At 67.7% G+C, this 14,059-nt stretch carries 14 protein-coding genes; 7 read left to right on the forward strand and 7 right to left on the reverse strand.

Features of this window, described 5'->3' with window-relative positions; translation table 11 throughout:
- Both QFZ60_RS00910 and QFZ60_RS00915 read right to left on the reverse strand, forming a co-directional pair.
- Positions 1–870, reverse strand: coding sequence for a family 43 glycosylhydrolase (locus QFZ60_RS00910; RefSeq protein ID WP_307087327.1), 870 nt, complete (start codon positions 868–870; stop codon positions 1–3).
- Positions 871–930: 60 nt separating this feature from the next.
- Positions 931–4,419 carry a DEAD/DEAH box helicase gene (locus QFZ60_RS00915; protein WP_307087329.1) on the reverse strand — a complete coding sequence of 1,163 codons (3,489 nt, stop codon included), beginning with the start codon at positions 4,417–4,419 and terminating at the stop codon, positions 931–933.
- A gap of 338 nt (positions 4,420–4,757) precedes the next feature.
- Between QFZ60_RS00915 and QFZ60_RS00920 the strand changes: the two genes are divergently transcribed.
- From QFZ60_RS00920 to QFZ60_RS00930, 3 genes are all read left to right on the forward strand, one after another.
- A complete protein-coding gene (locus QFZ60_RS00920; protein ID WP_307087331.1) occupies positions 4,758–5,459 on the forward strand; it encodes a protein tyrosine phosphatase in 702 nt (233 codons plus the stop codon).
- Between the two features lie 182 nt (positions 5,460–5,641).
- Entirely contained in the window at positions 5,642–6,220 is a 579-nt protein-coding gene (locus QFZ60_RS00925; RefSeq protein WP_307087334.1) for an RNA polymerase sigma factor, read from the forward strand.
- Positions 6,213–6,956: a hypothetical protein gene (locus tag QFZ60_RS00930; protein WP_307087336.1), complete on the forward strand. Its 744-nt coding sequence runs from the start codon at positions 6,213–6,215 to the stop codon at positions 6,954–6,956. The genes QFZ60_RS00925 and QFZ60_RS00930 overlap by 8 nt, the downstream gene beginning before the upstream one ends.
- 18 nt (positions 6,957–6,974) lie before the next feature.
- Here QFZ60_RS00930 and QFZ60_RS00935 read toward each other — a convergent pair whose 3' ends face one another.
- Positions 6,975–7,544, reverse strand: a complete 570-nt coding sequence (locus QFZ60_RS00935; protein ID WP_307087338.1) for a hypothetical protein — start codon at positions 7,542–7,544, stop codon at positions 6,975–6,977.
- Between the two features lie 240 nt (positions 7,545–7,784).
- Here QFZ60_RS00935 and QFZ60_RS00940 point away from each other — a divergent pair, with 240 nt between their 5' ends.
- Positions 7,785–8,285, forward strand: a complete 501-nt coding sequence (locus tag QFZ60_RS00940) for a sigma-70 family RNA polymerase sigma factor (RefSeq protein WP_307087339.1) — start codon at positions 7,785–7,787, stop codon at positions 8,283–8,285.
- Positions 8,282–8,938 carry an anti-sigma factor gene (locus QFZ60_RS00945; protein ID WP_307087341.1) on the forward strand — a complete coding sequence of 219 codons (657 nt, stop codon included), beginning with the start codon at positions 8,282–8,284 and terminating at the stop codon, positions 8,936–8,938. The genes QFZ60_RS00940 and QFZ60_RS00945 overlap by 4 nt, the downstream gene beginning before the upstream one ends.
- On the opposite strand, the gene QFZ60_RS00950 is transcribed toward QFZ60_RS00945, so the two are convergent.
- Complete coding sequence (locus QFZ60_RS00950) at positions 8,935–9,414, reverse strand: SRPBCC family protein (RefSeq protein ID WP_307087343.1); 480 nt, start codon at positions 9,412–9,414, stop codon at positions 8,935–8,937. The genes QFZ60_RS00945 and QFZ60_RS00950 overlap by 4 nt on opposite strands.
- 27 nt (positions 9,415–9,441) lie before the next feature.
- Positions 9,442–10,260: a DUF1206 domain-containing protein gene (locus tag QFZ60_RS00955; RefSeq protein ID WP_307093161.1), complete on the reverse strand. Its 819-nt coding sequence runs from the start codon at positions 10,258–10,260 to the stop codon at positions 9,442–9,444.
- A 251-nt stretch (positions 10,261–10,511) separates the two neighbouring features.
- Between QFZ60_RS00955 and QFZ60_RS00960 the strand changes: the two genes are divergently transcribed.
- The gene (locus tag QFZ60_RS00960) at positions 10,512–12,092 is read left to right on the forward strand and encodes a hypothetical protein (RefSeq protein WP_307087344.1); all 1,581 of its coding nucleotides are present in this window, start codon (positions 10,512–10,514) and stop codon (positions 12,090–12,092) included.
- A 5-nt stretch (positions 12,093–12,097) separates the two neighbouring features.
- The gene (locus QFZ60_RS00965; RefSeq protein ID WP_307087346.1) at positions 12,098–12,544 is read left to right on the forward strand and encodes a hypothetical protein; all 447 of its coding nucleotides are present in this window, start codon (positions 12,098–12,100) and stop codon (positions 12,542–12,544) included.
- Between the two features lie 43 nt (positions 12,545–12,587).
- On the opposite strand, the gene trmB is transcribed toward QFZ60_RS00965, so the two are convergent.
- Both trmB and QFZ60_RS00975 read right to left on the reverse strand, forming a co-directional pair.
- Positions 12,588–13,511 carry a tRNA (guanosine(46)-N7)-methyltransferase TrmB gene (gene trmB / locus QFZ60_RS00970; protein WP_142117994.1) on the reverse strand — a complete coding sequence of 308 codons (924 nt, stop codon included), beginning with the start codon at positions 13,509–13,511 and terminating at the stop codon, positions 12,588–12,590.
- Positions 13,512–13,555: 44 nt separating this feature from the next.
- On the reverse strand, positions 13,556–13,927 hold the full coding sequence (locus tag QFZ60_RS00975) for a hypothetical protein (RefSeq protein ID WP_307087349.1): 372 nt from the start codon (positions 13,925–13,927) through the stop codon (positions 13,556–13,558).
- Positions 13,928–14,059 lie beyond the last annotated feature (132 nt).

Genomic DNA, 14,059 nt, shown 5'->3' on the forward strand with positions numbered 1-14,059 from the left:
TTACCGGGGCCCCCTGTCCGGAAGGGGCACCACGTCAGCATGGCGCCCGACGACGGCCCTTCCGTCCACGCTCTCCGGCGCCGTAAGGATCAGCCCGCCAAGGTGCTCCTGCCGGACCCAGTTGCCGGTTGCATCGGGGGAGCGGTAAACGGCCTGGCCGCGCCACTCGTCCACGATCATCCAGTACCAGCCGCCGAGCCGGAAGACCTTGGGCCCTTCGTGCGGCCGCCCCGGGATGGCGACGCCTTCCAGCTTCCAGGACGATGGATCGTCCGGGGTGTCACTGACCGCGCAGTACGTGTTCGAATCCCGGGACTCGTCCTTGTACCAGAGCCGGTAGCGGCCGTCCCCGCAGCGGGCAACGGCGGCATCGATCACCCGCGCTGAGTCCAGGTTGGTGCGGCCAAGGTACTCCCACGTTTCCAGGTCATGGCTGGCGAACTGGACGATTTCCGCCGTGCCGGTCCAGTCCGTCCGCCGGCCGCCCAGGACCGTGAGATACATGATCCAACGGTCTCCAATGCGGACGACGTCGGGCGCCCAGAGGGTTGCGGGCAGTTCCGTTCCCGGCGGGATGAGTCCCTCAGCGGTGCCTTGGTAGCGCCAGGTGGCGCCGCCGTCGGAAGACCTGGCGACGCCGATGCCGGTTCCGTGCACCCATTCGACCCCCGTCAATCCCGGAGCGGTGGCGCGGCGCTGGGTGTAGAACAGGACCCACTCACCCTTGAGGTGGTCGGCAACGAGGATGGGGTCGGTGGGGCCGTCCCATACGGGATCGCGGTAGGGGACGGTGAAGGCGTCGGGGCGCAGGGGAGCCAAGGCCAGGGCTGAAGATGCAAGGACCTCACCGGCGGCGTGCTGCTGCGTCATCTCTTCTCCAACGTTGTAGTTTCGTGTTGGAGACCAGCATAGGTCCAAACCGGGGGAGGCCTACTCCTTGAACAGCCCTGCCAGGTCCTCGGCCGTGATGGCGCCACCGGCCAGGGCGTCGCCTTCCATGACGTCCGCGAACAGCTGGGACTTCCGGGTCTTCAGCGCCATGACCTTTTCCTCGATGGTGTCCTTGGCCACCAGCCGGTACACCATGACGTTCCGGGCCTGCCCAATCCGGTGCGTGCGGTCCACGGCCTGCGCCTCGGACGCCGGGTTCCACCACGGATCAAGCAGGAACACGTAGTCGGCCTCCGTGAGGTTAAGTCCGAACCCGCCGGCCTTCAGCGAGATCAGGAACACCGGCGCGCTGCCGTTCTTGAATTCGCTGACCACGTCGGCGCGGTTGCGGGTGCTGCCGTCGAGGTAGCAGTACTCGATGTCCTCCTCGTCCAGCCGCTCCCGGACCTTGCCCAGGAACCCGGTGAACTGGCTGAAGATCAGGGCGCGGTGCCCCTCGGCCACCAGGTCCTCGAGCTGCTCGAATAGAACATCCAGTTTGCTGGACCGCACGGCGGACAGTGCCGGATCCACCAGGGACACGTCCAGGCTCAGCTGCCGCAGCAGCGTCAGCGACTGGAAAATGGTGAACCGGTTCTTGTTGACGTCCTCGATCAGCCCCAGGATCTTCTGCCGCTCCCGCTGCAGGTGCGTCTGGTACACCTTCTGGTGCCGCGGGTTCAGCACCACCTCGAGGACCTGCTCCTGCTTGGGCGGCAGGTCCTTGATCACCTGGTCCTTGGTGCGCCGTATCATCAGCGGCCGGACCCGGCGTCGGAGCTTCTGCAGCTGCCCCTTGTCGCCGTTCTTCTCCACCGGCTTCTGGTAGTACTCGGCGAAGCGCTTGGGGCTGGAAAACAGGCCCGGAGCCACGATGGACGTCAGCGCCCAGAATTCCATGAGGTTGTTTTCCAGCGGAGTACCGGTGATGGCCAGCTTGAACGCCGCCGGCAGCTTCCGCGCGCACTGGTACGCCTTGGACTGGTGGTTCTTCACGAACTGCGCCTCATCCAGCACCAGCCCGGACCAGGTACGGGAGGCATAGGACTCGTAATCGATGCGGAACAGGGCATAGGAGGTGATGACGATGTCGGCCCCGCCGAGCGAATCCGCTACCTCCCGCCCGCTCTTGGCAAAGGTCTCGCCAACCGTGCGGACGGTAAGGCCAGGAGCAAAGCGCGCGGCTTCGGCCGCCCAGTTGCCCACCACGCTGGTGGGCGCCACCACCAGGAAGGGCGCGACGGCGGCGGGCTGGTTTGCGCCGTCCACAACACTGGTGGCGGCAGCACCGTCGTCGGACCTTTCCAGTGCCGCCGCGGCTTCAAGAGCCAGTTCCTTCGCCGCGCACATGAGCGCCAGTGCCTGCACGGTCTTGCCCAGGCCCATGTCGTCGGCCAGGATCCCGCCCAGCCCGTGCTTGTACAGGAAGCTGAGCCAGTTGTAGCCCTCCAGCTGGTAGGGGCGCAGTTCTGCGTTGAGGGAGGCCGGCAGCGGCAGCCCGTCCGTGCCGCCCTCCAGGAGGCCGCCCACCGCGGACCGCCAGGCCGCAGCCTGTTCGTCAACGATCCCCAGCTGCGCCAGCTCGTCCCACAGCCCGGCCTGGAACCGGCTGATCTGCAGCGGCGCGTCCTTGTTGTCCTGAAGGGACCTGGCTTCCTCGATCAGGGCCCGCAACTGGTGAAGCTCCGGCAGGTCCAGGGAGAAGTAGGCGCCGCTGGGCAGGAGCATCTTGGTCTGTCCGGCGGCGAGCGCGGAGAACACGGCGGCGAAGGAAACGGGCTGGCCTTCCAGGGAAATCTGGATGCCCAGGTCGAACCAGTCGCGCTGTTCGGTGGCCTTGGTGGAGATGGACACCACCGGTGCCTCCTCGGCCTCGCGGTAGTCGGCGATCTCGCCCACCGTCTCCACGTCCACGTCCCGGGCTTCGCGCAGCCGGGGCAGCACTTCCTCCGTGAACGCCAGCGTGTCCAGGCCGCTCAGTTCGGCAGAGGCGGCCAGCCGGGGGGTGCCCCAGCCGCCGGTGGCGGATTCGCCCAGGGCCGGCACCACGTCCCACGGCCGGCCAATGCCCTCCAGGATGCGGGATTCCGCTGTGTCGTCGCGGTAGCCGGCATCGCCGGGGTGCCGCCACAACGGCTGCGCGGTGACCAGCTTGCCGGTCTTGTAGTGCCACTCCCAGTGCAGCCGCACCCGGTGGTCCGCCCCGTAGTTGGCCAGCAGCGACAGCGTGGGGACGGCCAGTTCGGGCAGTTCCACGGACTCGTCGCGCGCCGTGACCCGGGCCGTCTGCTTCAGCTTCGGGTAGAAGCCGGTGAGGAACTTTGACTCGTCCCTGGCAGGAATGTGCAGGGTGCTGGCTGCGGTGACGAACGCCAGCAGCTCTTCGCTCAGCCCGTTTTCCAGGGGTGCCAGGGTGATGGTGCCGTTGGGGTCGGGAACGCCGGGCAGGGCTGCTTCGCCGGAGGTAAAGAACAGGCCGTGCGCGGGCCGGCCGATGGTGCCCACGGACGCCGGATCAACCTCAGCCCCCTCCACGGTGATGGTGGGCGAAAGCTCCAGGCCGCCGTCGGACGCCTCTGCTGTGGCGGGGGTGCCGGCATCCGCAGCGTCGGCCACCGGGGTGCCGTACCGGCTCAGGGAAAGCCCGACGGCGGCAGGGGCTTCGGCGATCCGGACCGGTTCGGTGCCGCGCGAGTGGACCAGGGCAAGCCCGATCTTCGTGGCATCGGACAGCAGGCCCCACAGGTTCCTGCCCGCATAGGAGTTCAGGCTCAGCCACAAACCCGCGGAGTTGTGCATCCGGCTGGCGGAGGAGGAGTGGCCGGCAAGGAACTCCTGCAGCCATTCCACATGCGCCTGGTTCGATTCGCGCCGGAAGTTCAGGTAGCTCAGGGTATTCCAGGAAACGTCGCCGCGGATCCACTTGCCCTTGGCCCCCATGATCACGGGCCGCACCTTGAGCTGCCGCACGCCGCGCACCGGGTCCCGGCGGCCGGTGTAGGAGAAATGCGGCGGCGGTTCCTCCACCTCGAACTGCAGGGCCAGGGGAACCCCGCTGGTGGACGGGGCGGAACCTGGCTGGGAGATCAGCGGGCTGAGGGCCTGCTCCCAGTCGGAGAGCGCCGCCGAAGGGGCGCGGGACACCTGCGTGGAGGTGGACGGCGACAGCAGCTGCACCCGGATGGCCGGGTTGTCCTCCGCCGCGAAGAGCAGGGCCGCCACGTGCTTGCAGTCCTTGCGGACCGGGCAGCTGCACACGCCCACCGTGCAGCTCCAGCCGCCGCCCTTCCGGACCAGCTTGGCCGTGGTGGAATAAGGAACCTCCGCGCCACCCCGGACCTTTCCCAGCATGAGCCCCGTGCCGCCGTCGAACGATATGCCCGAGACCCTGCTGGCCATGGCATACGCCAAGCCCGCCGCCAGCGAGCGGTCGTTGATGGCGGGTGTCTGTATTGCCAGTTCCGCACTTTCGTCCGGTTGGGATGGCATGTACGCGCTACTTTCGGCAGGTCACGGCGGGGCCGGGTCCGGTGGGTGGTTATCTGATCCATCTTAGTTCGCCCGGCGGCAGGCCCATGCCGGGTGCCCTCCCAGCTGCCCTCAACCCGCGCCGGCACCGCTGCCGGAGCCGCTGCTTCCGGGGAACGCCGGAGCGCTGCGAAATAGCCGGAACGGACCGGCGATCCCGAAGGGTTTCCGGCGATTTGGGCGCGGAAAAGGAAAATTCCAGCCGCCCGTAACCTTTCCGCAACGGCAGGCGATGTAGTCCGTGATGGGTCCGCACGGCGGACCCACTCTGATGAGTTGTCTAGGTTTGGAGAAGTTAGATGTCTGTGTTCACCGTTCTTGCCACCAGCAAAGTCGCCGCCGGAGTCCTGGCCGCCGGAACCCTGGCCGTAGGAGGAACCGGCGCCGCAGCCGTCTCGGGCGTCCTTCCCACCCAGGCCCAGCAGACCGCCCACGAACTCTTCGGCGCTCCTGCCCCCAAGCTGGCGGCCGAAGCAGCCGCTGACGCGCAGGCCACCCCCGCCCCCACGGCCACTGAAGCTGTGGCCGGCGCCCTGGAGACCGCCGATGCCGCCGCCAAGGCCTCCGGCTCCGCTTCCGCCGCCGCTGACGCCTCCGACGAAGAGGTCACCGCCGACGCAACGGCTTCCGCAGCAGCCAACACCGCTGTTGACGCCGCCGGTCCGGCAGCCCTGGGCCTCTGCACCGCCTACACCCACGGCGGCGTGAACGCTTCCTCCAAGGCGTTCTCCTCGCTGTCCATCGCAGCCCAGGGTGACGCGAACATCGAGAGCTACTGCACCGACGTTCTGGCCAAGGCCGATGCCGCTGCCAAGGCCGGCGCCGAAACCAAGGGTTCGGCTGCCGTTGAGGTTGAAAAGCCTGAGGTTCCGTCCGTTCCCGCCGTTCCTGCCGTTCCGGCCGTCCCGGGCGTCGACGGCGAAACCACCGTTCCTGCCGTTCCTGCCGTTCCCGCCGCCGGCGGCAACACCGTGCACGCACCGTCGGTTTCCACCCGCTAAGGCATATTGGCTAGTCTGGACTGCGGCCGCCGCCCCGGCTGCGGCCGCAGTCCAGGCAGCCGGCCGGGGGCGCACACCAGTGGAGGCGCACCCCTGCCAGGCATGCAACGAGGCAGCTGGAAGACCGCGGGGACTGACAGTCCGCACCGGAGACCGGGACAAGGCGCAGGCCGGATCCCGGGATGGAGGAGCCGCTGGTGCTAGACACTTTGGCCCAAGAAGAGATCGACATATTCGACGACGCAGCCGGAACGGATCCGGCCGCGTTGTTCGCCGCTGCCTATCGAACCTTCGCGGGCCCCGTGCAGGGCTATCTCAGGGCACGGGGACTGGATGATCCCGAAGCCGTCACCCAGGATGTCTTCCTGGCCTTCTATCCCAGGATCGGCACCCTCACCGGGGGCCTGGCGGGCGCGAAGTCCCTCATCTTTTCCATCGCCCATGCCCGGATGGTGGACCACTACCGCCGGCTGGAGCGCAGGCCGCAGCTGACACCGTACGACCCCCAGCAGGACGGCCGCACCTCCCCGTCCGCGGAGGACCATGCCGTGGAACTGACCGGGGGCGCCGCCGCGATGCTCGAAGGCCTCAGCGACGAACACCAGGAGGTCCTGGCCCTGCGCGTCGTGGCGGACCTGTCCATCGACCAGGTGGCCGCCATCATGGGCAAGAGCGCCGGAGCCATCAAGCAGCTCCAGCGCCGCGCCCTGCAGAACCTCAAGGCCCAAACACTCAAAAGAAACCAGGCGAATCATGAGTGACACCGCAGGATCCCGCAACGAAGGGGCCATCGACCAGCTCCTGCTCGAGGCAGGCATGGACGACGACGGCCAGCTCCGTCACGCCCTGGTCAACCTGGGCGCCCTGGCAGCAGAGACCCCTGAGCCTTCCGCCGAAGTCGCGGCGTTGATGGCAGGGACGTCCACCGCAGTGCTTCCCGCCGTCGAACCCGCTGCCACCGCCGCGCTTCCCACCGGCCGGCCGGCCGATGAACTCGCCGCACGCCGGAAGGCCAGGCGCCGCATCACGCTCACCACCTTGTCGGTGGCCGCGTCGCTCGCGGCCGGCGGCGCTGTTGCCGCCGCCTCCGACCAGGGATTCCGCGAATCCTTCAGCCAGCTGAACCACGCCGTCACCTCGTTCGTGACTGGATCCAGTGCGGCGCCGGCGCGCTCCGACGCCCCGCAGGTGCCTGCGCCCCGGCCCGCGGTGCCGCAGCCGACGGCAACCGGCGGCCCGGACGCCGTCCCGCCGGCACCGGCTCCGGCTTCGGCACCCGCCGGAGCGGCGCCGTCGGCCACTCCTGCCCGGCCGGACAACACTCCCAGCCATGATGCTGCCGCCCGGAAACCGGCGGAGGCACCCGCCGAACCGTCACTGCCCGCCAATGTTCCGGAGGACGTCAGGAAGGGCCTGGAACAAGGCTCCAAACTGCCCGTTCCAGTCCCCACGGAAGTCCCGCTCCCCGGCAAAGTGCCGGACGTTCCCCTGAAGTAGGGCGGGCGGCTGCCAGGCCTAGTAGCCCTGGCCGGCCGGCTTGATCATCGCACCGGACGGGTCCGACAGGTACCAGACGCCCCCGACGCCCTGGCCCAGGACGTCCCCGGGCTTGGTGTCCTTGACGTAGTAGTAGAGGGGCATGCCGTTCAGTGTCACCTGCTTCTTCCCGTCGGGGGTGTTGATGGTCCCCAGCTTCCCGGTCACGCCATCGGCCGCGGGTGACCCCGACGTGGTGGTCAACGGGGGCCATTGGACCAGGCAGGAGCCGGTGCAGGCGCTGGTGCCGGAGTCCTTGGTGTCCTTGGTGAAGAAGTAGAGGCTCATTCCCTTCGCATCCACCACAATGTTGCCTGCGGACGAGGACGCCGTTTTAACGTCGACCGCGGCGCCTGGCTGCGTTGATGACGCGGGGGCTGAGGCGGTGCTGGCCGAAGAAGCCGCGCCGGACGCACTGCCGGAGGCGGTGCTGGCGGCACCCGGCGCCGCGCTGGTGCCCGCAGGGGTGGTGCCTGTGCTGGTGCCGCAGGCGGAGAGGGCCGCCGCCAGGGCCAGGATGGCAAGGCCTGGCCCGACATGGTGTTTCATGGTGTGCTCCTTGGCTGGACTTTCCCGGTTGGTGTAATTGCTGATGCTTCGAGCAGGCACCCGGCGTCGAATCACCGGACGCTAACCCCTACGACGCTTCCCGGTAAAGAATGGTTCACAGGTGCGCTGTGGAACTCCGCGATTGAACCGTTTCCTGCTTCCGGACGTCGTAACAGCCGGGAGCGCAGGATGCGGTTGGCGTTCCACGCTGTGTGCAGGACCGGGGACGGGAGGAGTGGCATGCCGCTCGATGACGACGTGGTGGAGGCCATCTACCGTGAACACGGGAGTGCGCTGCGCCGGTTCGTGCTCAGCGCCACGCGGGATCCGCAGCTGGCCGAGGACGTGGTGCAGGAAACCGTGCTTCGCGTCTGGCAGCACGCCCCGGACATCAACGGCAGCTTCCGCAGTTATCTGTACCGCACGGCCAGGAACATCATGATCGACAACTACCGCCGGAGCCAGCGCCGCCCGCCCGAGGCGCTGGAGGACAGCCTGACCGATCCCGCAGAGGTGATGGGCCGGGTTGACGGGATGCTCAACCGGGTCCTGATGGAGGAAGCACTGCTGCGGCTGAGCAAGGAACACCGGGATGTCCTGGTGGCACTGCATTACCGCCGGTTCACGGTCAATGAGGCAGCAGTCCAGCTCAATATCCCCAGCGGAACGGTCAAGTCCCGCGCGTTCTACGCGCTTCGTGCACTGCGCACCATCCTGGATGAAATGGGGGTGGAACGGTGAACACCAACGCGCACCACCTGCTGGGGGCCTACATCCTGGGCGGTCTCGATCCCGCCGACCTCACCCTCTTCGAGGCGCATCTCCAGGACTGCGGTGCCTGCCGGAAGGAACTGGCGGAGCTGGAAAAGGTACCCATGCTCCTGGACTCCCTTCCCGTGCCCGACGCCGTGGCGCTGACCGCCGTTCCCGGCGGCAGCGACGCCCCGGACGCCAGTGTCCCGGGGCGCCTTTTTGACGAACTGGCCCGCCGGCGCAGGACAGTGCGACGGCGGTGGGCGGCGCTGGCAGGGGCCCTTGCCGCTGCGTGCCTGGCCGTGGGACTGGCGGCTGGCCCCCTGCTGGCCAGGCCGCCTCAGCCAGACGCCACCTACTCGGTGGCCTCAGGAGGAGGGCTGCAGGTCAACATCGACATGGCCCGGAAGACGTGGGGAACCGAGCTTGCGGTGAGCGGCAGCAGCCTGCCCGCGGAAGGGACCCTATCCCTGTGGGTGCGCGACCGTGCCGGCGGAGAGGACCGGGCCTGCGCCTGGACGGCCACCCCCAGCGGAAAGGTCAAGGTCACCGGGGCCACGCCCCTCCAGCTGGGGAGCATCTCCAGCGTGGAACTGCGCGACGGCACCCAGCGCTCCGTGGCGGTCATCACCGTCCCTTAGGGGTTGAGCGCCCTGAACTCCGCCACCAGGGTCTCGTCCTCACAGGCGCGGGCGAAGGCCTCGATCCGCCGTTCGATCTCGTAGCCCAGCAGCCAGCTGCCGATCCGCTCCATGACGGGCCGCAGCACAGCCGGGCGGCATGCAAAGGTGTATTTCCAGACTGCCCGGGTGCCGGCGTCGTCCGGGCTGAAACGCCACCCACCGCCAAAGTTGGCGAAGAACCATGGCCCGGACACCATGGTCATGCCCACGTTGCGTGGCGGCGCGTACGAGACGTACTGGCTCACCATGCGCAGGCCAAGCCGCGACCTGGTGCGGGTGCGGACGCCTTTTCCCGGCGCCTGCGCCCCGTCAAGGAAGCCCTGGGCGGAAATGAAGGGGTCCCACTTGAGCCGGAAGTCCCCGGTGGTCTGGGAGAAGGCAAAAGCCGTCTCCGGGTCGATGCGGATCACACGTTCGGCACGTACCTGGGGCATGGCTCAACCTAACCACGCCGCCGGCGGCTACCTGGTCATTTTGGCCAGCCGCGCACGCATGATCATGTACGCGCCGTAGCAGACCAGCCCGGCTCCCACCGCAGCCAGGAGCCAGGGTCCCAGCGGCTGGTCACGGAGCGCCCGCAGGCCGCCATCCAGGCCGGTGGAATCCTCCGGGTGCTCCTTGAGGGTGGCGATGGCGATGAGCAGCCCGGCCAGCAGCAGCACCGTTCCCTTGGCCAGGTAGCCCGCCACTCCCAGGGCTGTTACCGCTTTCCTGGCCGGGCCGGGGGCAGGCATCCGCAACTGCTTCTCGAACGATTTCTTCGGTCCGCGGATGCCGTACACCACGCCCGTGACTGCCACTGCCAGTCCGATCAGGACGAGCAGCGCAACCCCGCCCGGGGCCTCCATCATGGAGATGGTGAAGTCGCTGGCGGCCTTCCGGTTGTCGTCACCCGAGCCGGTGCCCATGGCGAAATGCCACAGGGTCAGGGCCAGGACGGCGTAGACGATCGCCTGCAGCGCGGCCTTGGCCTTGTTTTTGATCTTCTTCTTTGTGGCCTGGTGGTTGAAGTCGAAGATGGCATCGCCCGCCTGCCAGAGCGAGAGTGCCGCGCACGCCGCGAAGCTGCCCCACAGCAGGAAGGGCCCAACGGGCATGGTGGCCAGCTCCGCCACCGCGCCACTGAAATCGGCGTGGCCCGTGCCGCCCATGGCCAGGCGGATGGAAATGGCACCCACCAGCAGGTGCAGGATGCCGCTGGCCGCGAATCCGGACCGGGCAAAGACCTCAAGGACGCGTGAATTGGTGACGTCCTCGGCCTTGTCCACGGCCTGTTTCAGTTCTTCTTTAATTGTTGTTCCTTCGGACAGGCGCGTTGTGCGCTGCTGTGCGTGCCCTTCTTACAGCGCAATCGTCGCACGTCGGAGGGATCCCGAACAGCCGGCCGGCGGTGCTTTGAGGAACTGGCACGAAAGCCACGGTGGTACCGGATGCCGGCGATGGGGAGGGATCCCCATCGCCGGGTTCCGGCAGCTGTGCAACCATAAGCACCAGTGATTGACAGCCATCGCACTCTTTCCCGGGGGAAACCATGACTTTTTACGGCGCAGACGTCAGCCAGTTGCGGGCGTTGGCCAAAGCGGCGGACCAGGCAGCGTCGCTGCTCAGCAGCCGGGCCGGTTCGCTGCACAGCCAGATCCAGTCGGCGCCGTGGAAGGGCCGGGACGGGGAACGCTTCCGCCAGGAGTGGAGCAGCAGCCACCGGCCCAGCCTGGACAAAGTGGTGGCGAGCCTGCGGGAGAACTCAAAAATCCTGCTGAAGCATGCCGATGAGCAGGAAAAAGCGTCCACCGCCGGCGCCGGCGGTTCCGGCAGCAGCAGCTGGGACCGGCTGGCCTCGCTGGCCGCCCAGGCCAGGGAGTGGCTCAAGGAAAAGGCCGAGGCAGCCAGGGCAGCCGCTGAACACCGCCGGGAGCTGGAGTCCGGGCTGGACCGGATGGTTGATGCCAGCCCGGACGAGCAGGCAAAATGGTGGGCCGGCCTCTCCGATGCCGACCGGAAATACCTGATTGAGGGTGAAGGCAGCGACGGTCCGTTCGCCGAGGACCTGATGCGCATGGATGGCGGCATTCCCGCGGCCGCACAGCAGCTGGCCAAGCAGCACCTGCAGGAACTGGCCAAGGCGGACATCCCGGTTTACTCGGAGACGGGCAAGGCCTCCATCGAGGCCCGGGTCGCCTGGGTTCATGGCGGCGCCGAGGTGGGGACCGAAGTGGTGGAGAACGCTGACGGCTCCGCCACCATGAAGGTGTACGGAAACATGGGCCTGGGCGTCAATGACACCACTGGAACCGCAGGAGCGACGCTGACGGGGGAGGTCTCCCGCGAGTACACCTTCGCCAGCGTGGAGGAAGCCATGGCAGCCCGCAAACAGATGTACCAAGACCTTCCGCCGGACAGCATCGGCGAGATCAAGGACGTGGCCGGCAACCCGCCCGGATACATCCTGGACACCATTAACGATGCCGCGGAGGACAACGGTTCCACCGGGCAGACGGACAAAGCCAAGGGAACGTTCTCGCTCGATGCCTCGGCCGAGTCCGGGACAGCATCCGGCGGGGCCAAGCTTGACCTTGCCTACGAGCGGAACCTGACGGACGGGACCTCCACTGCCAGCGGGGAGATCTCCGCGCAGGGCAAGCTCAACCTGGACGGCCGCGTGTTCGAAGCCTCCGGCAAGGGCGGGCTGCAGGTCAACCTGGACAAGGGCAACAACATCGATTCCGTCTCCGTGTCCATGGACGGCACCGTGGCCCAGGGCGTGACCTCGGGGGTGAAGTCCGAGGCCGCGAAGTTCGATTCCACGGTGACGGCCGGAATCCAGGGCACGGTGAAGATTGCTGTGGACTACTCACCGGAAAACCGGCCCGTCATCGACAGCTATTTGCGCAACATCGCCCTGGGCAATGAGGCCGGCGCCGCCCGCGACGCAGCCCGGCTGTACGAGGCCGGCTCGGCCACCGTGCAGGTGAATTCCGTGGTGACCGCAACGAACGAGGCAGGGTTCGACGTCAAGGTGGGCGAGGTGGAGGTCAAGACCGAGAACCAAGCCACCAGCAACGTGTCCACGTACTATAAAGTCCCCAACGACACCAAGCTCGAGAGGCTCTGAAACCAATGTCAGTGCACATCGAATCCCCGCTGGGCTTCACCGCAGACTTCCCCGAGCACACCCAGGTCCTGGACGACTCCACGGCCGGGCCCAACAGCGAGCAGTACGGCCTGCTGGGCGGGGTCCTGGTGACCGTGATCAAGGACGACACTTCGGTGCAGGATGCGCCGCAGGCCAACGGCTGGGCCCACCTGATGTCAGGCTTCTACCTCGAGGAACGCGGCGGCACCCTCCTGGCGGAGGGTGAGCTGAACCTGCCCGGCAAGGCCGCGTATGCGGTGGTTGTTGGATATGGCGACGACGACGGCCCGCCCAAGGTGGCAGCCACAGTGGGTGTGTGGGAAAGCGGACGGTTCATTGGTGTGGTGGTCATCTGGCCCTACCTGAACCCGCAGGCGGAACCCCGGCTGGGGATGCTGAAGGAGATTGTTGCCTCGATCAGCGTGGCCTGACCGCCGCGCGGCGCCAGTCAGCGGCACGCGTCAGAGGCACGGTTCAGCGGCGGCGGTAGCAGAGATCGAAGATGAGCCGGCCCGCCTCGTGGGCCTTCGCCTCGAAGCTGGTCCGGATCCTGCCCTCGAAGCGGGGTGCCCAGCCGCCCGTTTCATCCACGCCTTCGTTGGGGCCGGTGTGCTCCGTGCTCACCGGTGCACGTCCCTCACGGACGGGGGCGCCGCCCACCACCGATTCAACGCCGGACTGCCACACCTGGGTCAACGGGCTTTCGGGTCCGCGGCGCTCGCCGGTGTGGAGGTTTTCGAAGTCCGGTGAGCCCGCCAAGACGTCCCGGACGTGGACCGCATAGTTGGACCAGTCGGTGGCGATCCGGAACAGGCCGCCAGGCTTCAGCGCCCGTGCTGCCAGCCCGGCAAACTCGGGCTGGATGAGGCGGCGCTTGTGGTGCCGCGATTTGTGCCAGGGATCGGGGAAGAAGACCCAAAGTTCGCTGACCGAGCCTTCGGGCAGCATGGTGGCCAGTACCTCCGGGGCATTGGCCTCCACCACGCGGACATTGTCCAGGCCGCGGCTGTTGATCTTGATGATGGTGTTGGCCAGCCCCGGGGTGTAGACCTCCACGGCCAGGAAATTGGTGTCGGGATTCTGTTCCGCCGCATGGCAGATGGCGTCGCCAAGGCCCGAACCGATCTCGACGATGAGCGGGGCCTCACGCCCGAACTCCGCCGCGGCGTCGAAGGTGTAGTCGGGGTGGACCGAGGTGTTGGCCACGTGCCGTGGCACGTTGACGGCCCACCGTTCGGCGTGTTCGGCCCAGGCGGCCTGCCGCCGGCCCTGCAGCCGAGTGCCGCGGCGCACGAAGCTGACAGGACGGCCGCCGTAAGTGCCGAAGGAGGCCTGGGTGCCGGGTGTGACAGGCCTGGGAACATGCGGCTGCTGGGGGTTTTCAGGGGATTCGCTCATCCCTTCCAGAATAGCGCCGCGGTACGGGCCGGGGACCGGAGGGGTCAGAACAGCCCCAGGTTGTCCAGCGCCGGACCCAGCGCCAGGGCGAAGACCAGGCCGCAGATACAGAGGGCAACGGCCGCCGCAGTCCAGTTGCCTGATTTCCGCGGAGACCCCTTGAGGGCAGGCAGTGCCAGCCTCAGCGCCAGCGACGCAAACAGGACAGGCAGGCTGAACAGCACCAGGGGAGTCACCCATCGCCTGCTCGAGGAGCCGTCATCCGAGTACGTCATCAACATGGCGAACACGGAAGCAGGTGCGGTGAGGATCATGCTTGCAGGGGCAAGGATCGCCAGGACCAGGCTGTTTGTTCCTTTGTTCCCGGGGCCTTCGTTGCCGGGCACGTTGTTGCCAGGTGGGTTGTTGCCGGGCACGCCCGGGGGGTGGCCAGGGTGCCCCTGAAGGACAGGAGGTGGGCTGGTCCCGGCCGGAAATGCGCTCTTGGAAATGGTTTGCGGCGGCGCGGGGCGTGATTCCGGTGGCGGTGTGGTTTCCATGGTGCTCCC

Source organism: Arthrobacter sp. B2I5 (assembly GCF_030816735.1).
Taxonomy (GTDB): domain Bacteria; phylum Actinomycetota; class Actinomycetes; order Actinomycetales; family Micrococcaceae; genus Arthrobacter.

Coding starts and splice junctions, on each gene's coding strand:
- QFZ60_RS00960 (WP_307087344.1), top strand. CDS start 10,512: ATGACTTTTTACGGCGCAGACGTCAGCCAGTTGCGGGCGTTGGCCAAA.
- QFZ60_RS00965 (WP_307087346.1), top strand. CDS start 12,098: ATGTCAGTGCACATCGAATCCCCGCTGGGCTTCACCGCAGACTTCCCC.
- QFZ60_RS00930 (WP_307087336.1), top strand. CDS start 6,213: ATGAGTGACACCGCAGGATCCCGCAACGAAGGGGCCATCGACCAGCTC.
- QFZ60_RS00925 (WP_307087334.1), top strand. CDS start 5,642: ATGGAGGAGCCGCTGGTGCTAGACACTTTGGCCCAAGAAGAGATCGAC.
- QFZ60_RS00940 (WP_307087339.1), top strand. CDS start 7,785: ATGCCGCTCGATGACGACGTGGTGGAGGCCATCTACCGTGAACACGGG.
- QFZ60_RS00950 (WP_307087343.1), bottom strand. CDS start 9,414: ATGCCCCAGGTACGTGCCGAACGTGTGATCCGCATCGACCCGGAGACG.
- QFZ60_RS00920 (WP_307087331.1), top strand. CDS start 4,758: ATGTCTGTGTTCACCGTTCTTGCCACCAGCAAAGTCGCCGCCGGAGTC.
- trmB (WP_142117994.1), bottom strand. CDS start 13,511: ATGAGCGAATCCCCTGAAAACCCCCAGCAGCCGCATGTTCCCAGGCCT.
- QFZ60_RS00935 (WP_307087338.1), bottom strand. CDS start 7,544: ATGAAACACCATGTCGGGCCAGGCCTTGCCATCCTGGCCCTGGCGGCG.
- QFZ60_RS00915 (WP_307087329.1), bottom strand. CDS start 4,419: ATGCCATCCCAACCGGACGAAAGTGCGGAACTGGCAATACAGACACCC.
- QFZ60_RS00910 (WP_307087327.1), bottom strand. CDS start 870: ATGACGCAGCAGCACGCCGCCGGTGAGGTCCTTGCATCTTCAGCCCTG.